The organism is Rhizobium subbaraonis, assembly GCF_900220975.1.
GTDB lineage: Bacteria > Pseudomonadota > Alphaproteobacteria > Rhizobiales > Rhizobiaceae > Mycoplana > Mycoplana subbaraonis.
The window spans coordinates 1-24,667 of record NZ_OBQD01000013.1 but is presented as its reverse complement, the minus strand read 5'-3'; the positions used below and the strand labels follow the sequence as shown (position 1 = coordinate 24,667).

At 59.2% G+C, this 24,667-nt stretch carries 30 protein-coding genes; 15 read left to right on the top strand and 15 right to left on the bottom strand.

Annotated elements, in window-relative coordinates; all coding sequences use genetic code 11:
• Nucleotides 1–119: 119 nt before the first annotated feature.
• The 7 genes from CRO48_RS19625 to CRO48_RS19595 all read right to left on the bottom strand — a co-directional run bounded on the left by CRO48_RS19625 (nt 120) and on the right by CRO48_RS19595 (nt 6,384).
• Nucleotides 120–1,289, bottom strand: a complete 1,170-nt coding sequence (locus CRO48_RS19625; RefSeq protein WP_097141572.1) for an STY4528 family pathogenicity island replication protein — start codon at nt 1,287–1,289, stop codon at nt 120–122.
• A 2-nt stretch (nt 1,290–1,291) separates the two neighbouring features.
• The gene (locus CRO48_RS19620) at nt 1,292–1,852 is read right to left on the bottom strand and encodes a DUF2857 domain-containing protein (RefSeq protein WP_097141571.1); all 561 of its coding nucleotides are present in this window, start codon (nt 1,850–1,852) and stop codon (nt 1,292–1,294) included.
• Between the two features lie 11 nt (nt 1,853–1,863).
• Nucleotides 1,864–3,522, bottom strand: a complete 1,659-nt coding sequence (locus tag CRO48_RS19615) for a ParB family protein (protein WP_455363837.1) — start codon at nt 3,520–3,522, stop codon at nt 1,864–1,866.
• 248 nt (nt 3,523–3,770) lie between these two features.
• On the bottom strand, nt 3,771–4,634 hold the full coding sequence (locus CRO48_RS19610) for a ParA family protein (protein ID WP_097141569.1): 864 nt from the start codon (nt 4,632–4,634) through the stop codon (nt 3,771–3,773).
• Between the two features lie 33 nt (nt 4,635–4,667).
• Nucleotides 4,668–4,880 carry an AlpA family transcriptional regulator gene (locus tag CRO48_RS19605; RefSeq protein WP_097141568.1) on the bottom strand — a complete coding sequence of 71 codons (213 nt, stop codon included), beginning with the start codon at nt 4,878–4,880 and terminating at the stop codon, nt 4,668–4,670.
• A 440-nt stretch (nt 4,881–5,320) separates the two neighbouring features.
• Nucleotides 5,321–5,593 carry a helix-turn-helix domain-containing protein gene (locus tag CRO48_RS19600; protein ID WP_097141720.1) on the bottom strand — a complete coding sequence of 91 codons (273 nt, stop codon included), beginning with the start codon at nt 5,591–5,593 and terminating at the stop codon, nt 5,321–5,323.
• A 113-nt stretch (nt 5,594–5,706) separates the two neighbouring features.
• Nucleotides 5,707–6,384, bottom strand: coding sequence for a GntR family transcriptional regulator (locus CRO48_RS19595; RefSeq protein WP_097141567.1), 678 nt, complete (start codon nt 6,382–6,384; stop codon nt 5,707–5,709).
• A gap of 216 nt (nt 6,385–6,600) precedes the next feature.
• Here CRO48_RS19595 and CRO48_RS19590 point away from each other — a divergent pair, with 216 nt between their 5' ends.
• The gene (locus CRO48_RS19590) at nt 6,601–7,752 is read left to right on the top strand and encodes a M24 family metallopeptidase (protein WP_097141566.1); all 1,152 of its coding nucleotides are present in this window, start codon (nt 6,601–6,603) and stop codon (nt 7,750–7,752) included.
• Between the two features lie 8 nt (nt 7,753–7,760).
• On the opposite strand, the gene CRO48_RS19585 is transcribed toward CRO48_RS19590, so the two are convergent.
• The gene (locus CRO48_RS19585; RefSeq protein WP_176526821.1) at nt 7,761–8,420 is read right to left on the bottom strand and encodes a hypothetical protein; all 660 of its coding nucleotides are present in this window, start codon (nt 8,418–8,420) and stop codon (nt 7,761–7,763) included.
• Between the two features lie 185 nt (nt 8,421–8,605).
• Here CRO48_RS19585 and CRO48_RS19580 point away from each other — a divergent pair, with 185 nt between their 5' ends.
• The 4 genes from CRO48_RS19580 (at nt 8,606) to CRO48_RS19565 (ending at nt 9,754) form a co-directional block, all read left to right on the top strand.
• A complete protein-coding gene (locus tag CRO48_RS19580; RefSeq protein WP_097141564.1) occupies nt 8,606–8,872 on the top strand; it encodes a helix-turn-helix domain-containing protein in 267 nt (88 codons plus the stop codon).
• Nucleotides 8,873–8,882: 10 nt separating this feature from the next.
• Nucleotides 8,883–9,140 carry a helix-turn-helix transcriptional regulator gene (locus CRO48_RS19575; RefSeq protein WP_245423579.1) on the top strand — a complete coding sequence of 86 codons (258 nt, stop codon included), beginning with the start codon at nt 8,883–8,885 and terminating at the stop codon, nt 9,138–9,140.
• Between the two features lie 78 nt (nt 9,141–9,218).
• Nucleotides 9,219–9,455 carry a type II toxin-antitoxin system CcdA family antitoxin gene (locus CRO48_RS19570; RefSeq protein WP_097141563.1) on the top strand — a complete coding sequence of 79 codons (237 nt, stop codon included), beginning with the start codon at nt 9,219–9,221 and terminating at the stop codon, nt 9,453–9,455.
• Complete coding sequence (locus tag CRO48_RS19565) at nt 9,455–9,754, top strand: CcdB family protein (RefSeq protein WP_097141562.1); 300 nt, start codon at nt 9,455–9,457, stop codon at nt 9,752–9,754. The genes CRO48_RS19570 and CRO48_RS19565 overlap by 1 nt, the downstream gene beginning before the upstream one ends.
• A 92-nt stretch (nt 9,755–9,846) precedes the next feature.
• On the opposite strand, the gene CRO48_RS19560 is transcribed toward CRO48_RS19565, so the two are convergent.
• Entirely contained in the window at nt 9,847–10,269 is a 423-nt protein-coding gene (locus CRO48_RS19560) for a helix-turn-helix domain-containing protein (RefSeq protein WP_176526820.1), read from the bottom strand.
• A gap of 34 nt (nt 10,270–10,303) precedes the next feature.
• Entirely contained in the window at nt 10,304–11,635 is a 1,332-nt protein-coding gene (locus CRO48_RS19555) for an NAD(P)/FAD-dependent oxidoreductase (RefSeq protein WP_097141560.1), read from the bottom strand.
• A 124-nt stretch (nt 11,636–11,759) separates the two neighbouring features.
• On the opposite strand from CRO48_RS19555, the gene CRO48_RS19550 reads away from it, so the two are divergent.
• Nucleotides 11,760–11,978 (top strand): helix-turn-helix domain-containing protein, encoded by a 219-nt coding sequence (locus tag CRO48_RS19550; protein ID WP_097141559.1) that lies wholly within the window; start codon nt 11,760–11,762, stop codon nt 11,976–11,978.
• Between the two features lie 20 nt (nt 11,979–11,998).
• Here CRO48_RS19550 and CRO48_RS19545 read toward each other — a convergent pair whose 3' ends face one another.
• Nucleotides 11,999–12,871, bottom strand: coding sequence for a hypothetical protein (locus tag CRO48_RS19545; RefSeq protein WP_097141558.1), 873 nt, complete (start codon nt 12,869–12,871; stop codon nt 11,999–12,001).
• A gap of 242 nt (nt 12,872–13,113) precedes the next feature.
• Here CRO48_RS19545 and CRO48_RS19540 point away from each other — a divergent pair, with 242 nt between their 5' ends.
• The 7 genes from CRO48_RS19540 (at nt 13,114) to CRO48_RS19510 (ending at nt 19,661) form a co-directional block, all read left to right on the top strand.
• Nucleotides 13,114–13,833 (top strand): GntR family transcriptional regulator, encoded by a 720-nt coding sequence (locus CRO48_RS19540; RefSeq protein WP_280952678.1) that lies wholly within the window; start codon nt 13,114–13,116, stop codon nt 13,831–13,833.
• On the top strand, nt 13,827–14,951 hold the full coding sequence (locus CRO48_RS19535; protein WP_210202006.1) for an ABC transporter ATP-binding protein: 1,125 nt from the start codon (nt 13,827–13,829) through the stop codon (nt 14,949–14,951). The genes CRO48_RS19540 and CRO48_RS19535 overlap by 7 nt, the downstream gene beginning before the upstream one ends.
• A gap of 36 nt (nt 14,952–14,987) precedes the next feature.
• Complete coding sequence (locus CRO48_RS19530) at nt 14,988–16,061, top strand: ABC transporter substrate-binding protein (RefSeq protein WP_097141556.1); 1,074 nt, start codon at nt 14,988–14,990, stop codon at nt 16,059–16,061.
• Between the two features lie 86 nt (nt 16,062–16,147).
• Complete coding sequence (locus CRO48_RS19525; RefSeq protein WP_245423577.1) at nt 16,148–17,233, top strand: ABC transporter permease; 1,086 nt, start codon at nt 16,148–16,150, stop codon at nt 17,231–17,233.
• Nucleotides 17,230–18,066 (top strand): ABC transporter permease, encoded by an 837-nt coding sequence (locus CRO48_RS19520; RefSeq protein ID WP_097141554.1) that lies wholly within the window; start codon nt 17,230–17,232, stop codon nt 18,064–18,066. The genes CRO48_RS19525 and CRO48_RS19520 overlap by 4 nt, the downstream gene beginning before the upstream one ends.
• Nucleotides 18,044–18,268, top strand: coding sequence for a hypothetical protein (locus CRO48_RS19515; RefSeq protein WP_141402079.1), 225 nt, complete (start codon nt 18,044–18,046; stop codon nt 18,266–18,268). The genes CRO48_RS19520 and CRO48_RS19515 overlap by 23 nt, the downstream gene beginning before the upstream one ends.
• On the top strand, nt 18,261–19,661 hold the full coding sequence (locus tag CRO48_RS19510; protein WP_097141552.1) for an amidase: 1,401 nt from the start codon (nt 18,261–18,263) through the stop codon (nt 19,659–19,661). Before CRO48_RS19515 ends, CRO48_RS19510 begins: the two co-directional genes overlap by 8 nt.
• 21 nt (nt 19,662–19,682) lie before the next feature.
• Here the strand turns inward: CRO48_RS19510 and CRO48_RS19505 are convergent, their stop codons facing one another.
• The 3 genes from CRO48_RS19505 to CRO48_RS19495 form a co-directional block, all read right to left on the bottom strand.
• Nucleotides 19,683–20,399 (bottom strand): GntR family transcriptional regulator, encoded by a 717-nt coding sequence (locus CRO48_RS19505; protein WP_097141551.1) that lies wholly within the window; start codon nt 20,397–20,399, stop codon nt 19,683–19,685.
• Nucleotides 20,400–20,468: 69 nt separating this feature from the next.
• Nucleotides 20,469–21,401, bottom strand: coding sequence for an EamA family transporter (locus tag CRO48_RS19500; protein WP_097141550.1), 933 nt, complete (start codon nt 21,399–21,401; stop codon nt 20,469–20,471).
• 61 nt (nt 21,402–21,462) lie between these two features.
• Nucleotides 21,463–21,978, bottom strand: coding sequence for a cupin domain-containing protein (locus CRO48_RS19495; RefSeq protein ID WP_097141549.1), 516 nt, complete (start codon nt 21,976–21,978; stop codon nt 21,463–21,465).
• Between the two features lie 174 nt (nt 21,979–22,152).
• Here CRO48_RS19495 and CRO48_RS19490 point away from each other — a divergent pair, with 174 nt between their 5' ends.
• Complete coding sequence (locus CRO48_RS19490; RefSeq protein ID WP_176526819.1) at nt 22,153–22,992, top strand: LysR substrate-binding domain-containing protein; 840 nt, start codon at nt 22,153–22,155, stop codon at nt 22,990–22,992.
• Between the two features lie 291 nt (nt 22,993–23,283).
• On the opposite strand, the gene CRO48_RS19485 is transcribed toward CRO48_RS19490, so the two are convergent.
• On the bottom strand, nt 23,284–24,096 hold the full coding sequence (locus CRO48_RS19485) for a ParB N-terminal domain-containing protein (RefSeq protein WP_141402078.1): 813 nt from the start codon (nt 24,094–24,096) through the stop codon (nt 23,284–23,286).
• A gap of 476 nt (nt 24,097–24,572) precedes the next feature.
• Between CRO48_RS19485 and CRO48_RS31830 the strand changes: the two genes are divergently transcribed.
• Nucleotides 24,573–24,667: GTP-binding protein (locus CRO48_RS31830; RefSeq protein WP_131922527.1), on the top strand; the 95-nt coding region annotated here is incomplete at its 3' end.

Genomic DNA, 24,667 nt, shown 5'->3' with positions numbered 1-24,667 from the left:
AGCATGGCGTTCTGATGCCAGCCCAAGCCTGATCGTCGTGGAAGGCAACGTGTTCAACTATACCAGTGGTATAGGCGACCACGGACTTCGGTGGACGAACGAATCTGCGGCTACCGTTCTCATGTGAAGCGCATGATGGACTGCAGGCGGGCTACATGGGTTTCGGCGGTTTCTCGGTCGCTGGTTTCAGGTGATACCGGCTGAGACGTGGAACCAGGCGCTTTTGCCGCCGCCCATGCGTTGAACTCGCCGCGCAAAGCCTTCTGGATAAGCCCGAACAGGTAGCCGGCCGGGTTGCGGATGGCGCTCGCGCCGCACCGCGCATCCCACTCGTCGAGAACGGTCTGCCGCAACGCCGCATCTATCGAATGCAGGGCTGCGAGCGCGCCGCTCTGCTGCTCCGGCTTTAGCGCCGCGAAACGGTTCGGCAGACGCAAGTTGCCTCGCACGCGCGGTACAGTAGTAAGAGATTCTGATATTTCTTTTCGTATACGTACAGTACGGCCTGTCTTCGGATTCCGAAGAGCCCGCATTTCCGGGGTTTCCGTGCGGTCTTCGGATTCCGAACTGAGGTCGTCACGATTCCGAAGAGGGTGATCCGCACCGTCTTCGGGATCGTGACTATCCACAGCCTGGGGGTAGGCGCCTGGCTCTTCCCAGCCGCGTTCCGATAGGCGTTGGGTTACGATCTGCAGCCGGCTGGGCAGCAGCTTTCCGGTCAGCAACGGGTCCTCCGCGATCTCCTTCAGCGTATACACGCCAATGCGCTGGATCGATCTGCTGGAACGGTCCAGCGCATGGCTGACCAAGCCGAGATATTCTGGGTCGAGCCGGATGGCCTCCCAAGGCGTCAGCGGTTCGTCGTGCAGCACATAGAGGTTGCCGGCGATCCGTCCGCTCTGTGGGTCGCGCTGCCGGCGTACGAGGCTGATCCAGCGTGTCAATCGCAGCAGGGTGAGGGCGCGGGCGACTGTCTCATGTGATGCGCGGGCTGTGCATGGCATCGACGCCAGATAGGGAGCGAGTTGGTCGTAGCTCGGAAACGCGGTGATGCCATCGTCGTTGACTAACGTTCGGAATACCTGCCAAGTATTGCGCTCCAGCGGCGTGAGGCGTCTATCGAGCAGCAGGGCGCGGGGAAAGGCATCGTGGCGGTTGCCGCTGAAAATGAAGCCGTCCGATTGCAGCGTGGGAGTTCGCGCCGACGGCATATGCGCCCGTTTCGCGAGGCGCGCCGCGGCGCTGTCGAATAGGTCGCTCGGTGACAACTGCCCACCGGTCTCGCGCATGATCAGACGAGCCTTTCATGAATCCATCCACGTATGGCGCTCCAGATGACCGACAACGGAACGTTCATGGACTCGGCCAGGTCCGCCGCCAGCGCGAGCATGGCGGCGTCGTTCTTGTGGGACATGTTCCTGTCTTTGACCGTCGCCGACCAGATTTCCCACACGGCGGCATCCTGCTCTTCGGTGAGGACCGGATGCCGGCCCTTACGCTTGGGTATGCCGAGCGCCTCCCGGCGCACGGCAACCTCCTGATGGGTGAGGCCATAAAACCGGCTGATCATATCGGTGCTGGCGCCGAGGCGAAGCATGCGGTCGACCTCGCCGATTTCTCTGACGTGGTCGTCCATCTGCCGCAGCAGCCGGCGCAAGACATCGCGATTGATCGTCACGTCACACCAGGAAACGGCGGCATTTGCGAGGATGCTCGCCAGCGCAGGATGCTTCAGGGCATCGAGATCCTCATCTTGGAACCCCATGGACTTGGCCTTGCGAAGCTGTCCATTACGCAGATCGTGCAGCGCTTGGGCTATCACCGCTTGGTTGAGGGGGTTAGGGCCGGACATGGCGGCCCGCCTCATGACCGAGCCATGGCGTCGTTGCCATTCAACGCCGATGTCTCCAGTTCCAAAAGGCGACGCGCGAGCCGCACCAGGCGAAGGAGCTTCACAAGGCCGTTATCGCTGAGTCGAATTGGCTGGTGCATATCAGTTGCTTTCGCCTCGCCCGGGCCTAGCAGCAACAGTCCGATGTCGCTCGCCAGATGCAGCGTCTCAACGCGACCGGCGGTCTGCGGCGAGGGACGATAGGGGGCGCTGAGGACATAGAGCACGGCGAGGACAGCCCGGGCGAATTGCGCCTTCGATCGGTCGTCGTTCCGGCTAGGATCGCCAACGCACGAGAAACCGATTCCGTCCTCACACGCAATGACCTGCCCCGCAAGATCCGCTTCGTTGGCGATTTCGCGGGCAAGCTGCGCAATGTGGACGCGCAATCTCTCCGGGGTGTCCAGTCCAGGTTCGATGTCCCAGATGTCGGAGACTGGATAGAGCCCATCGACTCGCGCTGGAATCGTCAAGATCTCGGCGCTCTCGAATTCGGGAGGCGTTTCGCCCAACCGATCAGCCACCAGGCGCTGGATCGCCTCCAGGCGATCTGACGCCGAAGAAGAGGATGCATGATCGGTCTGTGGTGACGTCTCGTCGCCGCTTTCGTCACTGGCAGGAGATGTAGCAGATCGCAATTCTCCCAGATCAATGGCAGGACTCGCTTCTAACGAGGGTTGGCCGGCTGAAGATAACTGAGGGAGTTGTCTTGCCGACGAGCGAACCAAGGACGGTCCGGTTTCGGCAGCCGGCTGATCGGGCTCCGCCTCCCGGCTGAGATTCTGCCACCGCTTTTCGGAATCGGTTACCTCGAACTCCAGCATATGGTACTTTTCGCCGAGCAGGTCGGCCATCTGCCCGATCAATTCGTCCTGAACCCGCTGCACGGAAAAGCTGCCCGCGCTGCCGTCGAAGGTGGCGAGAACGTCCTGAAAAACCGCAGCGAAGTCCATGCCCGCATGTGCCTTCGACCCTCTTGACTCCCATATCCTCGTTGCTGCCCGGCGCAAGCTAGTCAACTGTTCGACCTGCGGGCGGCCGAGCCCGCCATAGAGAACGGTCGGGATCGCCGGAAGCAGATGCTGAATGGCTTCCTGCATCCGGCTGATATGGGGCTGGAGAACTGGATAGCCGTCGGCCTTGAGGCGACGAGCGAGCTCTGACTGCGACAACGGCTTGCCGTCCTGTTGTTCATAGAGTTCCCGCGCCTTCTCAACGCCAAGCGCCCGCTCGATGAAGGAGAGGCCGCCATGAAGCTCGTTCTCTGCGAGATGTCCGGTCAGAGCGACGATGTCGCCGCGCTCCGGCCATGGGCGAAACAGGCAGGAGATGCGGAAGAAGCGCTCATCCTTAGTCTCGGTCCATAGTTCGCGCAGGATCGACAGCCGCGTATTGCCGCCGTTGCGGATAATGTAGTTGTCGGCGCCGGGCCGACGCGTGATCGGTGGCGGTGCATCCAGGCCGCGCTCGCGGATCGAAACCTTGATGTCGTCGTAGAGCGGATTCCTGGTAATGCGTGGGTCGAACTCGTAGGGCCGCAGGTCATCCAGCGTCACGACCATCGGGGTATCGGCGATCGGATCGGACAGCGCCTCGGTCAGCGGCGCCAACTGGCCGAAGCTTTCGCTCAAGAGTTTCGTGGCCATGTCCCGTGGCGAAGAGTCAGGCATCGCGATCCTCCTGCTTGTCGGTTCCTCCCGGTCTATTGTCAGGTGTCGGGATTTCGCCTGTGGTGTCACTGATGCCAAGGCCAATATGAATCGGCGGCAACCCGGCCTTTGGAAACCTGAGATTCCCGGTCTTTGATCGGCAAATCTTCCATCCCTCGTCGGCGGCAAACCGAACGAATGGTAGAAGCCGGTTGGGCGCACTGGGAGTTTCACGAGGGGGCTGCATGAGGAGGCCTCCTGGCAGTCTTGCCGCCCACGAGGGCGAAGCGATCTTTCCATTGCGGGCAAAGCTCGCAGGCGAGGTTACTCATGGTTTCGAGAGCGGCCGGGGCGAGCCGGCCGGTCGGGCGACGCTTCTCGATGCGGTGAGCAGGTAAACCCTGTGTGGCGGCACGAGGAAAAGCCTCGATCGCGGACACCTCGGTCTCCAGAACCTGAACACCGGGCTGGTCGCGAAACACGAGCCGAAGCGTCTTCTGGATGAGCCGGGCATTCGTAGAAACCGCTGGAACGCGGTTGATCAGGAGCTGGAGTGGCGGCGGCTGGATCCCCAGGCGACGATAGGGCTCGATGTCGTTGAGGAGCTGAAGCGTTCCGCGCCGTAGCTCGCGGGCCGCAAGGATCTCCGGCGTTACCGGAGAGATGGTCTGCCTGGACGCGAGGACCGCCATTTCCAACAGGACGCTGCGCGCGCCCTGCGTATCGATCAGTACGAGATCGTAGTATGGCTGGAATGACGGCAGCAAATGGTGCAGGCGTAGGCGCCCATCCGGCGCGTGCAGCAGCAGGGTGTTCAATTGGCGATGTTGGTCATTCGAGAGGATGAGATCCAGGCGCTCAATCGCCGTTCGCGACACCAATGTCTCGATATCGCGTTCGTTGAAAGCCAGCAGCTCGTAAATGCCGGCCGCCGCCCGCTTGCTCAGTTCATAATAGGACGACAGCGTCGGCTGCATATCGAGATCGAGCAGCAGCACGCGCAGTCCGGCATCGGCGATGAAGCCGCCGAGATTGGCGGCGATCGTCGTCTTGCCGACCCCGCCCTTCGTTGAAATCACGGAAATCACCTGCATGGCTTGTTCCTCCTTGGCAGGGATGAGAACAAGTCAGATGCGATCCTTGAGGCGATCGGTGATCCACTGATCGATTTCGGCAGAGTCCCAGCCGACGGCGCGCACACCAAGCCGCATGGCTTTGGGGAACTTTCCCTCTTTCATCATGCTGTAGATGTAGGCCCGCTTGAAACCGGTCTTCGCCTCGACCTCAGCGCGGCGAAGAATGCGGCGCTCCGTTGTTGAACCTGTGCCCTGCTGGAACATGGCGATCACTCCTTGACGCTAGTTAGCTTTCGCAAGTGTGGTCTCGGCTTCTCGAAGTTCAGCAAACAATAGGATTGTCGCGACCGCCGCTTTTAATGTTTGGTTGAAGCCAGCCATTCGAGGTCGGTGGGCAATGGATGTATGAAGAAAAATAATCATGCGGGGCGTGTAATTTCATTTCTGCTTATCTCCCTTCATTCTTAGCGGGTTGGCTTTGGTCGAATCTTAGTTAAATGCTATTGGTCAGGAATTGCCGTTATATATGTGTTTTTCTGGAATATTTTTGAAATGACAAACGAATAGCGCTCAAGGGATACTTCAAGCAGGTTGAAGTATCCCTTGAGCACAAGGCGTCGGATGTCTGATGCTTTTGCCGAAGCCCGTTCAGGGGCGGGCGTTGTAAGCGAGAGGTTCAGGCAGATCGCTCGGGTGATATTGAGCTACGCGTTTTTCTTTTTCGATTTGCCATTCCGATTGCGCAGGACACTCTCGATTTCACTGGGTGAAAGTGGCTGTACGAGTTCCATATGCGTAACACCGATAGCTTGGGCGAGTTCGAACAGGGAGACGATCGTTGGATTTCTTTTCCCTTGTTCGAGGGCACTGATGTATTGCTGGCTGAAGCCGGAACGCGCTTCTACCTCTTCCTGCGTGAGTTTTCTGTCTCGTCTGAGGCGACCAAAATTTGCCCCGACCAGCTTGCGCATGTCCATAACCATGGACCGGATGCTTGCCGGTTCGGAGATCGAAGTTTATCAACTATAATATGTAAATGCAATAAGGTGTCCCGCTGCTGGCCCATGGGTGGGCCGCTAGGCTATGTTGCTTATTCAGAACGAAAAAAAGGAGCAATCCGGTGCATGCCGAGAGCGATGTGGTTGCGCTGGATGAAACCGACGGCACGCAGGTCTCCGGCTTTCAGGGCCTTCACGATCTCGTGGGCCTCGATAATGAAATCCGCGCTCTGATCGTCGAAAATCCCTTCTATGACGCTATACCAGATCCGGCATGCGAGGAAATAATAGCGCGTATGCGTTTCGCGGAGAGACTGATTGCCGATCAGCTTTCCCGTTGCGTCCTGTAAGGCGTGGTTAAGGCGCCAGAAGCCGACCATATCCCTGTCGCTCCGAGTTTGCTCGGCCATGTCAATGAGGTGGTCGAGGCTGGAAAGGACGGTGGGAATCTCGGCAGGTGCTGGGAAGTCGCCGATTAATTCGCTCAAGTGCATCCTGAAGGTGAAAATGTCCTCGAAGGTGTGCCGGTCGATGACGGTTACGGTCGTCCCGACGCCGTTGCGGATTTCGGCCAGGCCGTCGTATTCGAGGCGTTGCAGTGCTTGGCGGATTGGCGTGCGGCTGACTGCAAACTCCTCGGCCAGTTCATACTCCGCGAGCTTCTTGCCTGGCGGATAGTGAAGCAGGCAAATCCGGTCCCTGATCGCCTGATAAATACCCGCGACCTGCCCACGGCTGGCCCGAGAATGCTCGTTCAAGATTTCTTCCATTGCCCTAGCTCATCGATCTGTCTGTGGCCATCAGATACACCGCCCCAGCACGCACGTCCAATATCCCTGCACGACGGCTTTCGCAGCATTTTTGCTGATGATGTATGCAGCTTGCGGCGAAAGTCACAGGATATTCCACGATAATAATTGATTTGACAGGAAATTATCGAGCACCTTATCGTTTGTGCAGTTAAAGCTGCATACATCGGAGGGGTTATGTCACATTCCTACAAGGCAAGAACAGAAGCGCTCCAGCAGGCACTTGCCGAGAAAAATCTGGCTGCCGCGATCATATCCGATCCGGATTCGGTCGCGTATTTTGCTGGATACTGGAACTATCTGGGCGTCGAGTTCGGCCGCCCGACACTGCTGATCGTCGGAAGGGATACGCCGCCGGTCCTTCTCACGCCACTGATGGAATCGGAAATGTGTGGCCGTATGACCTGGATCCAGGATATCCGGCCCTGGACCGACGGAAATGATGAATGGAGAAAGCCGCTGGAGGGGATTTTCTCCGAGCTTCCGCAAGGGCCGGTCGGCATCGAGGGAAGGGCCATCCCGAGCCTTGTCAGGGAGGGGCTGGCGAGGTTGCGGACCGTGCGCCCGCTGGAGGACATCTCCTTCCTCATTGCCCGGCAGCGCATGATCAAGTCCGCAGCCGAAATCGAGACGATGCGTCAGGCGGGTCAGGTGGCCATCGCCATGATGGACGCAGCGCGGCAGACGATTGCCGAAGGCGTGCCGGAATACGAGATCACCTTGGCGGCCATGGCGGCCGGGACGCGGAGGGCGGCGACCTTCCTGCGCGATCCGGACGACCGCTTCGTTTCGCCTGTCATCCAGAATGTGCAGGTTCTTCAATCCGGCTCCGATACCTGCATGGTGCACAGGCGCGCATCCACGCGCCGGCTTTCGAAGGGCGATCCGGTCTATCTCTGCTTTTGTGGCATGGTTTCGTTCCGGGGTTATAAGCTCGGCTTCGACAGGGAGTTCTATGTCGGCAGGGCGACCGACGAGCAGTTGAAAGTCCAGGGTGTAGCGATTGCCGCGCAGAAGGCGGCGCTGGCGACCATTCGGCCGGGTATTGCGTGTGAAGAAGTCAACGCCGCCGCCGAAGCCGTCTATCGTGACGCCGGACACCTTCCCGGCTACAGGACCGGCAGGTCGGTCGGCATGTCTCTCCTCGAATCGCCAGAACTCAAACGAGGAGAGCGCACGCTGCTCCAGCCAGGCATGACCTTCGCCGTCGATGGCGGCATAACCGTCGCCGGCGCGTTCGGCGGGCGGATCGGCGACTCGATCGTGGTGACGGAAACCGGCTTCGAATATTTGACGCCCTATCCGAACGAAATCGCCGTATTGCCGTGAGGCTGTTTTCAGGCCGCCTCGATGCCGGTGACTGGTGCGCTGTCAAGGCGCACCAGATCGGCCAGAACGGAGCGGAGCTGTGGCCAGGGAAATTCCTCGCAATCCTCCGATGTTTCGCCCATGATGAGCGCTGCATGCAGCTTGCCGGCCGCACCGGCCAGGGAGCGGGCAGGGCAGTCCCACAGGGCTTCCGCGATCTGCTCGCCCTCTTCTGTGGCGGCCTCCTCTTCCTGCCGAATGCGGCTATATCCGATACGTTCGTCCGCCGCTTCCCATGCCCGTCTACGAATGGCCAGCGCGGTCCTGGCGCTGGCGCGTGCCATCGCCAGATTGTCGTCCCTGCCAAGCCAGCGGTCGATATCCGCATCCGTGGTGACGCTGATCGGTTCGAGCCGGTCGGGAATTCGTACCTCCACTGTCGGGAAGCCTGCAATGGACACGAGTTCGCGTTCCAGCGCCTGTTGCTGCCGACCCAGCCGGCAGGCGTTTTGATGGGCTTCGGTCCAGTCGCGCCACAATGAAAGGGCGGGGTCGAGCGTGGTGTCGCCCGTAGCTGGCATTGCGGGATTTGCTTTTGTCATGCGCGCCATCAATGATCCGGCTACAATGGCGAGTGATGTCCTGCGGGTGACGTGGGGCAAAGTTCTGTTATGGTCGGAATCAGCCATGATCCGAGCTCCCTTAAGCTTTGGTTGTGGTTAGGCCGTACTCAGTGTTACGAGCGCTGAGTGCGGCCGATTGCGGCTTGACGGTAATGATCCCGCTGGCTTCTAAAGAAGACATGGGCCATGCTATCAAGTGGGACTTTAAGTATCATATGAACGGAAATGTTTCAAATTCAAATCGACGGAATATGAAGGATATCACTGGAGCGCAAATAAGAGCGGCGCGAGCGTTGCTCAGATGGACTTCCGAGGAACTGGCCAAAGGGGCGAGCGTCGGTATCTCAACGGTACGCCGCGCGGAAGCCGGGGATGGTGTTCCGTCTATGACCGCGGCCAACCTAAAGGCAGTCCGGGCGGCGCTCGAAGAAGCCGGGATAGAGTTCATTGCAGAGAATGGCGGCGGTGCCGGTGTTCGCTTCCGCGCACCGGCCGCCGGCAGCGCGACGGACGGATAATTCGTATAGCATGCTGACGATGGAGCAATGCCGCTGGGCAAGAGCGATGCTGGGATGGAGCCAAGGAGACTTGGCCACGGCTGCTACAGTTTCCCGACAAACCATCGCCGATTTCGAGCGCGGAGCTCACATCCCCATCACCAACAATCTTTCCAGTATTGTTAAAGCGTTTCGGAAAGCGGGCATCGAGTTTATTCCTGAAGATGACGGCCGTGGTGTCGGCATTCGCTTCAGGGCGCCGGTTACAAGTAGAGCAGCCGACGCATAGCTCTCTGCTAGGTTGCGGCAACAAGTCTTGTCAAAGTCCGTCATGCGCATATATAATGCGCATGACGGAGACGAGCACATGCAAGGCCGATCCACCCCCAAGAAGCCGACCAACCTGACACTCGACCCATCTTTGCTGACGGAAGCGAGGTCTTTCGGAATCAATCTGTCGGAAGCGGCGGAAGCCGGTTTGAGGCGTGCTGTCGCCGAGGCGAAGGCGCGGGCATGGCAGCGCGAGAACGTCGAGGCTCTGGCCAGCTCGAACGCATGGACCGAAGCGCACGGTCTGCCTCTGGATCAATATCGGCAGTTCTGATGGCGCGCTTCGATGTTCACGCCAATCCGGGCGGAGCGGGTTATGTGCTTGATGTCCAGGCCGACGTCCTGCACGAGCTGAACACGCGGATCGTGGTGCCGCTGCTCCCTCCGGCGCAGGCGCCCCTGCCGGCCAAACGCCTCAATCCGGTGTTTGCCGTCGGGGACGAGCCCCACATCATGGTCACGCAATTCATGGCGGCAGTTCCCCGTAAGCTGTTGCGAAACCCGGTTACCAGCCTTGCGGGGCAGGATGCCGAAATCATGCTTGCCCTGGACATGGTGCTCGTCGGTTTTTGAGCCGACCTCCGCCTGTATTGCCGGCCCATGCCACGTCTCAAACCCATAGAAGGCTGTGAAACGCGGCAGGGTGTTGCAGGACGCCATGAAAGCTATTCGTCGTCTTTATCCGCCAGCGTTTCGATTAGCCCAATGATCAGTCGCCGAAGCTCCGGGTTCGTGATGCGGATGAATGCCTTTACGACAGCGATGCTCTCCGCCGTCGTGCTGAACGCCACAGGGTCGAGATCGTCGAGTTGCTTGCTCGGCATGGAGATCGAAGGGCCGACCAGCCCTTCGAAGAAGCTCGTGGGCTCCGTGCCGAAAATCTCCGATAGTCGCATGAGCTGACTGGCGCTGACGCGGTTGGCACCAGTTTCATAGGCTTGAATTTGCTCAGCGCTCACGCTCAGCAGTTGGCCGAGATCGTGCTGGCTCATTCCCTGAGCCAAGCGCAATGTACGAATACGATAGCCGACATGGATATCGACGCCACTCGGTAATCCAGACCCGGATAAATCACCGGTTTCACCCATTTCTACCTCCATGAATGAGTCTGCGGAAAGCAGGCTAAACGCCGGTGAGCGGAACGATCTTCGATCCGTCCGAGAACCGGGAGAAGCGAAATGCGTGCGGATCGACAACCGGAGGCGTTCCGGCCACGATATCCGCGGCCAGTCTTCCGGCACCCGGCCCGAGACCGAAGCCATGCCCGCTGAAGCCGGTGGCGATCACCAGGCCGCGCAACGTGTCGACCGGCGAAATGACCGGAACGGCATCCGGCGTCACGTCGATATAGCCTGCCCACCGCTGCGCGACTTTCGCATCTCGAAACGCGGGGAACGCCTCCGACAGGCGCTTCAGCGCCTTCGCGGTCATGGCGACATTCGGTTCGGGATCCAGTATCCGGGTGCGCTCGAAGGGGGAGGGCTGATTAGGTCCGAAGGGACGCATTTCCCGCATCTCCTCGACGAAGCGCCGGCCAACCCGTGGTCTGAGCGACGACCATTCCAACCGTAAGGCGGGGATGAACTGGCGCAGGAAACGAAAGCTATCCGGTGTGAGGTCGAAAATGTTCGAAGTGAGCGTGGAGACCGTATATCCACCGTCAGCGCGTTTGCGGACGGAGAAGCCGGGGCCGCGGACGGTGACTTCCGGCCCGTTCGGCAGAGGTTCCGTACGCATGACCGAATTCAGCACCTTGAGCTGCGGAAGCGTCACTCCGGCGCCGCGCAGAAGAAGGCGTGACCACGCCCCGCCGGCGACGACGACACAGCTTGTCTTGATGTGCCCATGCTCTGTCGTCACTCCGGAGACCGCGCCGCCGCTGGTCTCGATGGTGCGCACCGCGCAGTTGGTCAGGATCGTCGCACCGGCCCGGATGGCAGCGCGAGCAATAGCTGGTGCGGCTTTCTGCGGCTCGGCGCGTCCGTCGGTCGGCGAATACAGCGCACCGTCATGATCGAGATTCATGTCCGGCAGCAAGTCGCGCACCTGCTGAGTGCCGATCGCGCCGACACGGTGTTGGGTTCCCCTGATGTGCTCGAGCCAAGCTTCGTTTTCCCGCCGGAATGAGGGCGAATAGAATGGTACGAGGATGCCGCATTGCCGATAGCCGACGTCCTCGCCGATCCTTTCAGCCATGCCCTCCCAGATTCGGATCGACAGGGCCATGAGGTCGATTTCACGAGGATCGCGTCGTGAAAGCCGTACCCAGCCCCAGTTCCGGCTCGACTGCTCGCCGGCGACGATACCTTTTTCGCAAAGAACGACGGACATGCCGCGCTCTGCAAGTTCGAGGGCGATCGACGCGCCGACGATTCCCCCTCCTACAATGACGACATCGGCTTGTTTCGGTTGAGGCCGTGGGGATTCCACGGGTTCCACGCGGGGTCCTGGCATTGTTCGGCTTTCTTGATTGGTGAACTGGTCCGGCACATCCTGTATACGGGCTGTGTACCGTGCGCCGTAAAAATACATACTATAGTTGATAACGCAAGCGTGCCGCGCCTGCCATTCAATATCAATGGATATGCGTCAGCTCGTTGGTGAGAATTTCGGCCGCCTCCGGCGGGAAAAGGGTTTGACCCAGGAACAGGTCGAAGCCCAGACGGGATTCAGCCAGCAATATCTAAGCGGCCTGGAGAGAGGGCAGAGAAACCCGACCGTCGTCACGCTCTTCGAATTGGCGCAAGCACTTGGGGTCAATCCAGCCGATTTTCTGAAATCGAAGGATGGCGGCTAGTCGCGACCGGTCCACGTCCATCAGCGATGTGATGGCAGGATTTCCGTCAGATTGCCTGAACTGATCTCGCATCGAGGCACGGAAAGATGGAACGACGCGTAGATGTAACCGGTCGATCGTTCGAACCGGTCGTCTATGTCGAGCGCCTTCATTGAAGCCAGCACTTTGCGCTTCTCCCTCGACGTCGAAAAGCGCCTCTGGCGTTGCCGCCAGGCGTGGATCTCGGTCGTCGCAAGACCGTGGTCATCCAGCATTCTCGCTATGCCATGATAGACGAACGGGTGCATGACAAAGCACGCGACCCATGGCCGCGATTCGGCGATCGCCGGATAGAGGCGGGCGAAGGTTCGCTCGGTGACATAGCCGACGCAGCCGGTGCTGATGATCAGGTCCGCATCGCTCAGGAGGGCGCGGTCACTGTCCACCAGATCGTGTGCTTCAAGATCGGCGTTCACGGCGGCGTCGATCAATCCCACCTGCAAGGCGTAATCCACGGCGCGAGATGCGGGATCCAGCCCGACAAAGGACAGGTCGTGGCGACGCGTTCTCGCCTTGAAGAATCCGCGATGGCTGTCGATGTTTCTCTTGCGCAGGACACCATGGGGTGAAGCCGTCTCGGTATAGAGCTCATCCAGCGTGGTGGAGCATTTTAACAACGCGGCATTGATGCCGTAAGAGCACCCGATATCGACGATCTTGAGGCTGCTTCTGCCGCGAGTCCTCATGCAGGCGGCCACCACGCGCTCAAAAACAGATTTTGCGTTTTGCGGGATGACATAGTCGAGAGTGCGATGTGCATCGAGATACCGGTTCGGCCACTTCAAATTGTATGTCGGCGCAAAGCTGTGTTTCTCGCCGCCCAAATCCGGCGATAGAATCGTTTCGACAAACATCCATCAACTCCAGATGTACCAGGGCTCTATTGCTATTTCTTCGGATAATCCCGTAGCGGCGATGCAATGGCGGCATAGTGCGGCAGCGGACTTTCCTTGGCAAAATCCATTCACGTATGGATTGCAGAAAGTAGAGCCTCTATCGGAAAAATGCTGCCGGTATACGGGCTTGAAACGGTCGTATGTCGTATTTGACAATACATACTTTAATGTGTATTTTGCCGCCAAATCGAAACGGGGAGGTGAGATTGTCAGGCATCGTAAAGAATGCTGAAGGGGAGACGCCACGGGCGAGATTCGCCGCCGTCCACAGGACATTGCGAGATCGTATTTGTCTTCTCGCGTATCCGCCTGGAGCGGCTTTGAGCGAAACCGAACTCGCCAAGAAGTATGGCATGAGCCGCACGCCGATCCGGCGGGTGCTGCAGATGCTGGAGGCGGAAGGGCTGGTGGAAACGAAGCCCAATGTAGGCTCCATCGTCACCACGGTTGACCTTAAATCGCTCCGCGATGCCTTTGCCCTTCGTATCCGCCTCTCGGAACTGCTGGGCGACATGAGCCCCGTCAGCGATCTCTATCCGGTGATGATGGCGCTCGACGAGCTTCTTCCGGAATGCAAGGCGCTGGTCGAGCGTCCGGATGTCGGCGCGCTCTGCGCCATCAGCCATCGCCTGCAGGATGTTCTGCTTGGCCTTTCGGGGAACTCCGAGTATCGGACCGTAACGGACGCCCTCTATTACAAGACGATACGCGCCTACTATACGATCCTCGCCGAGCTTGACTGGCGAATGGAGGCCGAGGCCCAGGTCGAGGAAATCCACGAGATACTGGTTTCCCTTCAAGCCAACGATGTCAGGGCCGTCGGCTTGGTGCGCCGCAATCACATCGTGCGCACCTTGTCCAGGATCATGAGCTTCATGGTCGGTGATGCCCTGCACTCAGGGGAGGCAGGCGCATGCTGACGGTCACGATGAAGGAGCAGGAGAGGCCGGCCCGATCCTCTGCGCAATCCGTCGTTCTGCGCAACGTCGTTAAGAGCTATGACGGCATGACCGCAGTGGTCAAAGGTATCGATCTCAACGTTCAGGCGGGTGAATTCCTTACTATTCTCGGCCCGTCCGGCTCCGGCAAGACCAGCCTCCTGATGATGCTTGCAGGCTTCGAGCAGCCCACGTCCGGCGAGATCCTGTTGGGCGGGAATGATGTTTCCCGACTGCCGCCCTACAAGCGCAACATCGGTATGGTGTTCCAGCAATACGCTCTATTCCCGCATTTGACGGTCGCGCAGAACCTCGCCTTTCCGCTGGAGATGCGTGGCTGGGCGCGTGATGAAATTGCCGGGCGTGTCGCCTGGGCAATGAATCTGGTGCGGTTGAAGGGGCTTGAAGAAAGACGTCCCGCTCAACTGTCCGGAGGACAGCAGCAGCGTATCGCGGTAGCGCGGGCGCTCATCTTCGATCCCGAGCTTGTTCTAATGGACGAGCCGCTCGGTGCGCTCGATAAGCAACTGAGAGAGCAGATGCAGGAGGAGTTCGCTCGGATCCACCGGGAACTGAAGCCAACGATCATCTACGTGACTCATGATCAGGGTGAGGCAATTTCTCTTTCCGACCGCGTGGCTGTTTTCGACGGCGGCCGGATTTCGCAAATCGCGCCTCCAAAGGATCTCTACGAGAAGCCCGAGAGCGCCTTCGTCGCGACCTTTATCGGTGAAACCAATCGCATTCCGGTGCGGCGGGCTAGCGCCTCGCTCGATACCTTCCAGATGGCGGATGGCCGGCTCGTATCGGCCGTAGCGGTCGGAATGGGATCAAGCGATGACCGCGGCTATCTCATGGTGCGGCCGGAGCGTTTGCGTCGGATCGCGGGACGCGAATACCTGCCGAATGTCCTCGAGGCCATTGTCCTTGAGGCAACATATCACGGCGACAACGTTCGCGTCCGGGCCGGTACGATCACCGGCGACACGGAATTGCTCTACCGAATTTCGAACGATGGCAACCAGCCGGTTCCTCACGTCGGCGAGCAAGTTTTGCTCGGCTGGCGCACCGAGGACGCCCGCGCCTTTCCCGCTTCCTGAACATAGCCCCTGTTAACAGAACGTAAGGAGCATACCATGCACGTATCCCGCCTTCTCCGCGCTATGAGTGTCTGCATCCTCGTCGCCGGTACTCATGCCGCTTACGCGGCGGATTCCCTCACGGTCGTCTCCTACGGGGGGCAATATACCGCCAGCCAGCGCGTCGCCCACTATGAGCCGTTCGCCAGGAAGACCGGCATCGAGATCAAGTCCGTTGACTATAACGGTGGGCTGGCCGAACTCGTTGCCCAGGTGCGATCCGGCAGCGTAAGTTGGGACGTCGTTGACGTGGAAATGCAGGACCTCGAAAGGGGTTGCTCGGACGGGCTTTTCGAGCGCGTCGATCTCGACAAGCTCCCGTCTGGCACTGACGGGAAACCTGCAAAGGAAGATTTCCTCGACGGCGCGCTTCATCCCTGCGGTGTCGGGTCTGTCGTGTGGTCCAACGTAATTGCTGTCAATGACCCTGCGTTCGCGGGACGTACGGGGCCTCAGACTATCGACGATTTCTTTGATGTCGCGGCATTTCCGGGGAAGCGGGGCTTGCCGAAGCGTCCCAATGCACTTCTGGAGTGGGCGCTGATGGCCGATGGCGTCGAGCCGGCGTCGGTCTATGAAGTTCTCTCCACACCGGAAGGTCTCGATCGCGCATTCCGTAAACTCGACACCATCAAGGATGAATCCGTCTTCTGGGAGACGGGCGCCCAGATGATCCAGTTGCTGGTCGATGGCGAGGTCGCAATGTCGACGGCCTACAACGGCCGGATTCAGGGCGCGATTTCGGACGATGGCAAACCGCTGCGGATCGTCTGGGATCGGCAAATCTGGAATGCCGACTATTATGCCGTGGTTCGCGGTTCGCGTGAGAAGGCCGCCGCCGAGGATTTCGTTCGTTTTGCGACCGGAACGGAAGCGCTCGCGGCGCAGGCACGCGTGATCGCCTACGGGCCAATCCGCCGTTCGGCAGAAGCCCTTATCGATCCGAAGATCGCCGCGACCCTGCCGACCGCCTCAGTCAACTTCCAGAACGCTCTTGCCTTCAACGCCGCCTGGTGGACCGATCACGGCGACGTGGTCAATGAACGCTACGCTGCATGGCTCGCACAATGAGGAGGTCCGTCCTGTTCCCACCGGGGTGGAGGCTTTTGCTCCCACTGCTGGCATTCACCGCTGCCGTTTTCATTATGCCGATCGGGGTGATCCTTTGGAAAAGCATCCACGATCCGGAGGTGGCGGCACTTTTGCCGGCAACGACGGCCTCTCTTGAGAGCTGGAGCGATGAGACGATGCTTCCGCCGTCGGCAAGTTTCGATGCGCTCGCTTCCGATATGAGAAATCTTGTCGAAGTCGCGCGGATCGGAGAGCTTGCGCTTCGCCTGAACCGTGAACAGCCCGGCTTCCGCCAGCTTGTCGAGCGTTCCGCGGCCAAGATCCACGACGAAGGCACGCCGTTGGTAGAGACGGATAGGCGCTGGAGCGACCCCGCATCGTGGCGGCTGATCAAAAGAGCGAGTGAACCCTACACGCCGCGATATCTGTTGAATGCCGTCGATATGCGAGTTACCCCGGATGGGACGATTGGTCGGCAGGACGAGCAGCGGCAGATTTATCTTCGGCTATTCGCGCGCACGATCCTCGTCGCGGCGATCGTCACCGGCCTCTGCGCGCTCATCGGCTATCCATTCGCCTACGCCTTGTCTGTGAGTGAGGGAATGCTGAGATCGGCGCTCTACTTTGTGGTGATGCTGCCGTTCTGGACGTCGCTTCTCGTTCGGACCACGGCATGGATCGTCATCCTGCAACGTCAGGGCGTGGTGAACGAGCTTCTCGTGTCGGCCGGTCTGATCGCGGACAATGAGCGTTTTGCTCTCATCTATAACTTCTTCGGGACCGTCATCGCCATGGTATATGTGCTGCTGCCATTCTTCATCCTGCCGCTGCAGGCGGTCATGCGGGGCATACCAGGACAATATGTAAGGGCAGCCGAAAGCCTTGGTGGCAACCCGGCGCGTGTGTTCAGGCGCATCTATTTGCCGATGACGATGCCCGGTATCGTCGCTGGAGGCGCGTTGGTGTTCATCCTTTCGCTCGGTTACTACGTCACGCCCGCTTTGGTCGGCGGAAGGACCGGCCAGTTGATCAGCAATCAGATCGCATTCCACATTCAAAGCAGCCTGAACTGGGGCCTTGCGGCCGCCCTTGGCACGCTCCTTCTGATGCTCGTAATCCTGATCAGCATGGTGTTCTCCCGTGTCGTTCCGATCGGGAGGCCGCAGCGATGAAGCGAATGTCCCGTTTTATCCTCGGGCTGGTCGTAACGATGGTGGGCTTGTTCCTTCTCCTACCCATCCTCGTGATCATACCGCTCTCCTTCAATCCAGAGCCGTACTTCTCGTTCACGGGAAAGATGCTTCAACTCGATCCTAATGGATGGTCGCTTCGCTGGTACAGGGAAGTCGTGCAAGATCCACAATGGCGTCTGGCATTCAAAAACAGCATCACGGTGGCCGCGATCGTAACACCGATCGCCACCGCGCTCGGAACCTGTGCGGCGCTCGGTTTGCGGCATTTACCACCCACGCAGCGTACCGTTGTGACCCTTTTCGTGAGCGCGCCGCTGATCGTGCCGATTATCATCGTCGCGGCGGGAACATATCTGCTGTTCGCGCCTCTCGGGCTAACGCAATCGTTGACAGGGATCGTCCTATCCCACATCTCGCTGGCTGCTCCCTTCGTCGTCATCACCGTTAGCGGCGCGCTGACGACGTTCGATGAACGTCTGCTTCGGGCCGCCGCGATCCTCGGCGCATCGCCGGTCCGCGCCTTTTGCCGTGTAACCTTGCCCATCATGGCCCCAGGCGTGGCCGCGGGAGCGCTCTTTGCCTTCGCGACCTCTTTCGACGAGGCGGTCCTGACATTGTTTCTCGCCGGTTATGACCAGCGGACGATACCGCTTCAAATGTGGTCGGGGGTACGGGACCAGTTGAGTCCTGCCGTTCTCGTCGTGGCGAGCCTGCTCGTCGCCGCAGTTTCCATCGTCATGGTCGGGTTGAGCCTCCACCAGGCGCTATCCCGTCAGAGGAGCAAACAACTTGGCTATGGTGCTGAACATTGACTGCCTCGAGGCGATCGCCAGCAGTCTGGCTGGTCGGGAATGGTCGAAGGCCTACATCCCGGTCATTGCATCGTCCGAAGGAAACGGCGTGGTAAGCGGCGCTAGCGAGCATTTCTCTGCGTTGCGCCTGCTTGCCCGGGTGGAACTGGGCGATATCCCTCTGCCTTCCCGCTTCTGTGCGCCGAGTGCGTTCGATGACTGATCAATTCTATAAGTCCATCCGCGAACTGCGCTCTGAAGCAGGCGAAAACGCGCAGGCGGCCGCCGGCATTCTAATGGCCTATCGCGATCGAGCCCGCGCACTCAATGATACGTCAAATGCTTTCATCACGATCCCCGATGAATGCGAAAAGGCGGGTGCTGTCGAAACCGCAATGCGGGGCAGCCGGCCGCTGTTCGGCGTCCCTTATTCCTGCAAGGATGTTTTCCGGACGAGGGGGATACGAACAACGGCCGGATCGCGTGTCCTGCGGGATTTCGTGCCCGAGGACGACGCCGCTGTCGTGACGAAGCTGAAGCGGGCCGGCGCGACGCTGGTTGGCAAGACGAACTTACACGAGTTCTGCTATGGGATAACGGGTGAAAACCCGGTGTTTGGCACTCCGGCAAATCCATATGATTCCACTCGGTTCGCCGCAGGCTCCAGCAGTGGCTCCGTGGTGAGTGTGGCAACAGGGATGGCCGCATTTTCAGTGGGTACCGATACGGGAGGGTCGGTTCGGGTTCCGGCTGCGCTGTGTGGCGTCGCCGGTTTGAAGCCAACCTACGGCCTCATCGACACCGAAGGGTCGATCCCGTTTTGCTGGACCTTGGACCATGTCGGCCTCGTTACTCGCAACTGCCTGGATGCCGCGACGGTTCTTGAAGTTCTTGCCGGATGGGACGAAGGGCGTGACAGATCATCAGGGTCGCGCCTGGCGGATGCCATCACGACTGCGGGCGAGTCCGCATTGAATGGTGTGAGAATAGGCATCCCGCGATCCCATTTCTTCGAGAATGCCGACCGGGAAATCCTGGCTGCGGCGGACAACGCCTTATCTCGTCTGCGGGACGCCGGTGCGATTCTGGTTGAGCTTGAAACGCCCGACATGACCCATGTTCGAACGGCATCGCTCGCCATCCAGTTGGTGGAGGCCTTGTCATGGCACGGACCGCTGATGGCCACGAAGGCGCATCTCTATGGGGATGACGTCCGCCGTGGTCTGGTACAGGGCCAATTCATTCTCGCCGAGCATTATGTGCAGTCGCTCCGCTACATGGAGGGGCTTCGTAAAGACTTCGCCGCTCTTTTTCGGCATGCGGACGTTCTGGTTACGCCGACAACACCAATCGTTGCGCCCCGTCTCGGCACGACGATGGTTTCCCTCGATGGCCGGGAGGAACTGATCGGCAATGCCCTAACCCGCTATACATGTGTATTCAACCTGACCGGCAATCCCGTGTTGACCGTTCCATGCGGACGACATTCGACGGGATTACCCATGGGCCTTCAAATCGTCGGCCGCCCATACGAGGACGCGCGGGTCGTTGGCATCGGTAATGCTCTTGAAATGATCGGAGTCGCAGGCTTTCAGAATCCGCAATCGATATCGTGATGACCATTTGGCGAGGCTGGTTCAGATTCCGGTGGCCAAGAGCATTTCCGCAAGGGCTTTCGAGGCAACGTGCGGCAATCGATCGACCTGGTGCTCCAAAAGCCTATCGAGCCAAAGTGCAGATGTGATCCGATCGTCCCGTTGCAGGCTTTCCAACAGGACAGCCAGTTGGTCTGAGAACCTCCTTCCGCTGGGGATCTCTTGCACATGCCAGGCGCGGATGTGGTGGGTTCGATCGCAGATGTTGCTGACGATATCGACTATCTCGTTATTGCCGGACATCCTAGCGACCCCACGGAAGACACCAGCGACAAAGGCTGCGGTCTCCTCCGGATTCGAGCGGAGGACGCGCGTGGCGCGATAGCGCGACTGAAGATCGAGAGCAGTGGGACGTGGCAAGCCGCCAAACTCGAAGTCATGGACGGCATCGCGAATGCAACTCGAAAGAAGTAGGCGGGAGAGGTGAAGCAATTCCTGCATTTCGGCCAGGCGGAAATTCCTGACATGAAAGCCGCCCGTCGGGCCAGCATCCACCAGACGTTCCGCGGCCAACTGCACTAATGCCTCGCGAACGGGCGTATTGCTTGAATGGAATGTCGCCGCGAGATTTGTGATCGACAGATGCTGCCCTGGCTGCGCGCGAAAGCTGGCCACCTGACTCTTTAATCGCTCGTAGATATTCTCTCGTCGGGTTGATTTTCTAGGCGCTACATTTTCCTGCTTGGTGTTACTTCCCATCCAGCAATCACGTCCTTATCCTTACCTGTGTCTGAGATCGGATTGATCTCTGTAGGAACCGCTGTTGCTTCAATCCTGCAACATGCGACATCGCCAGCGTGTCGCAGCTGCAAGCAGGTATTTTTGTAGTGAGGATCCCCACAGATTGATCGCGAGGGCGAGGACAATCAAAATGGTTGCCGCTGTCTGCGTGCTGCTATGGTGCTCGCGCAGGACCAGTTGTGCCGAAAGCAATCCGAACACGGGTGTAAGCAACGCGAAGGGTGCAACGATGGGGGTCTGGTATCGCTGCAACATGCTGCCCCATACGGCGTAGGCGAAAACAGTTGAAAGCAAGCCGGTGTAGAGAACTGCTCCGACCCCGACCCAGCTCAGGCCCCAAAGGGCGGTTTCGATCGCTGATTGCCCCTCGATGACGAAAGAGAGCGCCAGAAGAGGTAGTGGAGGAACGAGGCTCATCCACACCATCAGATGGAGCATGTTGGCTTTGGGGAGCGCTTTTATGAGTATATTGGCCGCACCCCAGGATAAGGCGCCGGCAAGAACCATCGAAAAGGCGGCCCATCCCCCGAGCGCCATCCGCTCGGACGCGAGAAGGACAATGCCGGCGCCGCCGACGATCACGGCTAGCCAGCTCGTCAGGAGGGGCCGCTCTGCGAGAACGACCATCCCCAGCAGAACGGTGAAAAAGACCTGCGTCTGCATGATCACCGACGCGATGCCGGCCGGCATGCCTGCATGAATGCCGGCGAACAGGAAGGCGAATACCAAGGTTCCGAGGGCGATGCCCACGGCAATCAGTTGAGGCCAACCTATTTGCGGGCGAGGCACCAGGAACACCAGCAGAGCGCATGTTGCGAAGCGTAGCGCTGTAAAGAGGAGGGGAGGAAAGTCATGGAGACCGAGAGCGATCACCACGAAATTAAATCCCCAGACAAACGCTACAAGGACGAGGAGGGCGGTGTCGCCTGCTGTCAACTTGTTCGGGGTTTTTTCAACCATGATGTGCTTCATCCAATGCAGGGGGAGCCGGTCCGTGCGACACGAACCGGCTGAGGGCTTCCTACTCGGCGGCGGCGAGCGCAACGGTCCTGTGTTCGGGGTGGATCCCGCCGATGACGATCGTGCGATCAGGAATCGCCTCAAAGACCTGCTCGGGCGTGGCGTACATATTGCCGAGCGTGGCGTTGGGAACGCCGGAGAGCATTTCCGAGAGTTCGATCGTCAGGGGAGCTTCATGGGAGAGAACGACCAGGAAACTGAGCGGCTGGTCGCCGGTATTTTCGATCCAGTGGAGATACCCCTGGGGAACGAACGAAATGTCGCCAGGCAGCAGATCGAGGTAATGGCGTTCCCCCTCCGGGCCGACGATACCGACGCGGCCCTTGCCACTGATGCAATAGTCGAGCTGATTGGCATTCGGGTGGCAATGCGGCTCACGAACAGCTCCCGGCGCCAGATCCAGGCCCTGGACGGCGAGGCCCTTCAGGACGGGAAAGTTCGTCGCGTTCGCCCGGAAAAAATCTCCCATCGGGAACGTCCGGTATGCATGATCTTTGAAGTTAAACATATTGCTCATGTCAATCTCCTTCGCTCGACGATCCAGGACCGGCTGCGCGTGAAGCGCTGATGATGGCGCTGGAATTCCATCTTCTGTTGTATTTTGATTGGTGCACAAGCGAAAAGGGTTGAAGGAACACTTCAATTCTGCTTAAGTGTTGTGATGATGAATTCAGCCTGGATTGACCCACTCTTGCTGAGAACCTTCGTCGCTGTTGCTGAGACGGGCTCGTTCGCCAAGGCGGCAACTCGCGTTGGTCGAACTCAATCTGCTGTAAGCATGCAGATGAAGCGCTTGGAGGATCTCGCTGGTCCGCCGGCGCTTTTTGCGAGGGTAGGGCGAAACATGGTCTTGACAGCGCGCGCCGAGACAATCGTGTGCTTCGCACGCCGGGTGCTCAAAGCCCACGAGGACATGTTGCAGGAATTCAATCGACAGGGCGCCACTCAGGAAATTCGCTTGGGTTCACCCGAGGACTATGTCAACGCACTCTTACCAAAAGCACTTGACCGCTTTGCCGTGATTTTCCCTAATTTAGAGGTATCTGTTGTTTGCGATACGAGCGAAGCTTTGCATCGTCATGTCGCAGAATCTCGGATTGATTTGGCCGTCGTCACCGCAGGCAAGGAAACCCCCATAGGAACGGCTGTTCGCCAAGAGCCCTTGGTATGGGTTGCCTCACTTGATCATCGACCGGAACTTGAGTCCGTAGTTCCCCTCGCCGTGTTCCAGCCAGGTTGTACAAGCCGCGCAGTTGCGATTGATGCCTGCGTTGAAGCCGAGATAAGCCATAGGGTCGCCTATTCCAGTCCCAGTCTTGCTGGCTTGCTTCCTGCGGTGCGCCAGGGCCTTGCAATTGCCGCGCTGGCGAGATGCTCTGTCCCACGAGGGTTGAGAATACTATCGAGTGCAGAGAGGATGCCGCGACTACCCTCGCTCACCATTTCGATGCTTCGTTCAGATGCGGCGCGAACAAGGTCACTCGTCAATGCCCTTGCAGATGAAATGCGCACGTCCCTACACCGTAGTTAGTCGAAGTTAACTCGGAATCGGCGTGGCCGTCCCGCAGACGCTACCGGAAGAAAATCTAACAGCTTTCGCTGGAATTATGCGGAAGGATGTGGCTATAGTTGATGCGGTCAGCATGCCAATGAACGTAGGACGGTACATTAAATGGTACATCCGACAAAACGTGATTTGGAAAACCTCTGCTAGGCCAAACCGTTAGAGGCTGGGTTTGAGTCTCGCTACCCGCTCCAGTCCTTTGAATATCATGGCTTTTGTGTGTCCCTGCGCTTCGCAGGCATGCGCGCGTTCAGCCTTCTATTCGAAGCGATGCTCCTCCAGCGCTTTCTGCAGCGCGCTTGCCGGGGGGAGGTCGAAGAGCGCCATCTGCTGTTCCAGCCAGTTGAGATGTACGAGACGAATCTCGACGGGAATCCGTTTCAGGCCGAGGCCGATTGCGGCTGCCAGCCGATGTTTACCCGATGTATGGCGCACGAGGCGCCCATCCGCGCCGATGGCGATCCCTATGTCGCGTTCGACAAGGTCGTGCCAGAGGGACCGGATGCCCCGGTGTCGCCGGCCTGTGTCGGCCGAGCGCTGGAACCGGTTGCGCGGCAGGACGCCGGCGCGCTCGATGTTGTCGATCAGGTCGACATAGTAGCGGAAATAGGCGTCGATCTTCTCGATCGTGTCGAGGTGTCGTCCGTTGCGGCGGACTGGACGGTGCTGTCGCAGCGACTGGACGTAGGTCCGGTAATACCGACCCTCCCGGAAATCATGCCGCGTACCACAGATCTCGACGATCTCGCGGTGGGCCGGCGAGTGGGCGAGCGGCGAAAGCCGTTGGCTCCAGTCGTCCACGTCCAGAAAGTGGTCGCCGATCCAGTGCCAGCGACCTTCGTCGTCGAGATGCTTTTCATCCAGCCGGTGGGTGAGCATGCCCGGGTCAATCTCGATGAAGAGCCGGTGGCCGAAGTGCGACTGCGCCTGCCCGGGAGACACGGCCCCACCGCTTCTCGCCCTTGCAAGGGTAGCAGCGGCGCGGTCGAACCTCTGCGGGAAGGCGAACCAGGCCGCGATCGTGTGGAAGGAGAGGTAATCGGCGGCGTACGAAAGCGGCCCGGGGCGCAAGCGGCGGGGGACCTTGACGTCCGACCGCGAACGTCCACGCCGGCTCGAACTGCCGGAAGGGCGATCGGTCCCGTCAGATATGGTGTGCCCGGACGGAATCATCTCGTCTCACGCTTGATCTGACCTTGTGGAACGCAACTGTTTCATGCAGAGGCAGGCAGCGCAATACGGCTTTTGGGCGGTGCCAATCCGGCGCGAATGCAAGCGGAAGCCTGCATTAGCCAAGTCTAAGAGCTCGAAGTTAATGAGAATAATTAAATAACGAGCTTAATATGCCACGATGAAACGATGAATCAGATCGGCATGCTTTTGCCGCCGCCTTCATCCAGCGCGGTGCCGAAGCGGTTGCGCGACCGTCGGCGGCCTGCCCGCCATCGATGTATTTAGAGCTTGCGCATTCCTTGCGAAAGCCTTAAACGGCTGCCAAACCGGGAAGGGCCGGTTAAGCCCAAAGTTCGTTCACAGGAAGAATAAACATGGCAAAAGGTAAGTTTGAGCGCAACAAGCCTCACGTAAACATTGGCACGATCGGCCACGTTGACCATGGCAAGACGTCGCTGACGGCGGCGAT

Excerpts from the sequence above, each read along its gene's own strand:
- CRO48_RS19625 (WP_097141572.1), bottom strand. The coding sequence starts at position 1,289 with ATGCGCGAGACCGGTGGGCAGTTGTCACCGAGCGACCTATTCGACAGC.
- CRO48_RS19620 (WP_097141571.1), bottom strand. The coding sequence starts at position 1,852 with ATGTCCGGCCCTAACCCCCTCAACCAAGCGGTGATAGCCCAAGCGCTG.
- CRO48_RS19610 (WP_097141569.1), bottom strand. The coding sequence starts at position 4,634 with ATGCAGGTGATTTCCGTGATTTCAACGAAGGGCGGGGTCGGCAAGACG.
- CRO48_RS19605 (WP_097141568.1), bottom strand. The coding sequence starts at position 4,880 with ATGTTCCAGCAGGGCACAGGTTCAACAACGGAGCGCCGCATTCTTCGC.
- CRO48_RS19600 (WP_097141720.1), bottom strand. The coding sequence starts at position 5,593 with ATGGACATGCGCAAGCTGGTCGGGGCAAATTTTGGTCGCCTCAGACGA.
- CRO48_RS19595 (WP_097141567.1), bottom strand. The coding sequence starts at position 6,384 with ATGGAAGAAATCTTGAACGAGCATTCTCGGGCCAGCCGTGGGCAGGTC.
- CRO48_RS19590 (WP_097141566.1), top strand. The coding sequence starts at position 6,601 with ATGTCACATTCCTACAAGGCAAGAACAGAAGCGCTCCAGCAGGCACTT.
- CRO48_RS19585 (WP_176526821.1), bottom strand. The coding sequence starts at position 8,420 with ATGGCTGATTCCGACCATAACAGAACTTTGCCCCACGTCACCCGCAGG.
- CRO48_RS19580 (WP_097141564.1), top strand. The coding sequence starts at position 8,606 with ATGAAGGATATCACTGGAGCGCAAATAAGAGCGGCGCGAGCGTTGCTC.
- CRO48_RS19575 (WP_245423579.1), top strand. The coding sequence starts at position 8,883 with ATGCTGACGATGGAGCAATGCCGCTGGGCAAGAGCGATGCTGGGATGG.
- CRO48_RS19570 (WP_097141563.1), top strand. The coding sequence starts at position 9,219 with ATGCAAGGCCGATCCACCCCCAAGAAGCCGACCAACCTGACACTCGAC.
- CRO48_RS19565 (WP_097141562.1), top strand. The coding sequence starts at position 9,455 with ATGGCGCGCTTCGATGTTCACGCCAATCCGGGCGGAGCGGGTTATGTG.
- CRO48_RS19560 (WP_176526820.1), bottom strand. The coding sequence starts at position 10,269 with ATGGGTGAAACCGGTGATTTATCCGGGTCTGGATTACCGAGTGGCGTC.
- CRO48_RS19555 (WP_097141560.1), bottom strand. The coding sequence starts at position 11,635 with ATGCCAGGACCCCGCGTGGAACCCGTGGAATCCCCACGGCCTCAACCG.
- CRO48_RS19550 (WP_097141559.1), top strand. The coding sequence starts at position 11,760 with ATGGATATGCGTCAGCTCGTTGGTGAGAATTTCGGCCGCCTCCGGCGG.
- CRO48_RS19545 (WP_097141558.1), bottom strand. The coding sequence starts at position 12,871 with ATGTTTGTCGAAACGATTCTATCGCCGGATTTGGGCGGCGAGAAACAC.
- CRO48_RS19535 (WP_210202006.1), top strand. The coding sequence starts at position 13,827 with ATGCTGACGGTCACGATGAAGGAGCAGGAGAGGCCGGCCCGATCCTCT.
- CRO48_RS19530 (WP_097141556.1), top strand. The coding sequence starts at position 14,988 with ATGCACGTATCCCGCCTTCTCCGCGCTATGAGTGTCTGCATCCTCGTC.
- CRO48_RS19520 (WP_097141554.1), top strand. The coding sequence starts at position 17,230 with ATGAAGCGAATGTCCCGTTTTATCCTCGGGCTGGTCGTAACGATGGTG.
- CRO48_RS19510 (WP_097141552.1), top strand. The coding sequence starts at position 18,261 with ATGACTGATCAATTCTATAAGTCCATCCGCGAACTGCGCTCTGAAGCA.
- CRO48_RS19505 (WP_097141551.1), bottom strand. The coding sequence starts at position 20,399 with ATGGGAAGTAACACCAAGCAGGAAAATGTAGCGCCTAGAAAATCAACC.
- CRO48_RS19500 (WP_097141550.1), bottom strand. The coding sequence starts at position 21,401 with ATGGTTGAAAAAACCCCGAACAAGTTGACAGCAGGCGACACCGCCCTC.
- CRO48_RS19495 (WP_097141549.1), bottom strand. The coding sequence starts at position 21,978 with ATGAGCAATATGTTTAACTTCAAAGATCATGCATACCGGACGTTCCCG.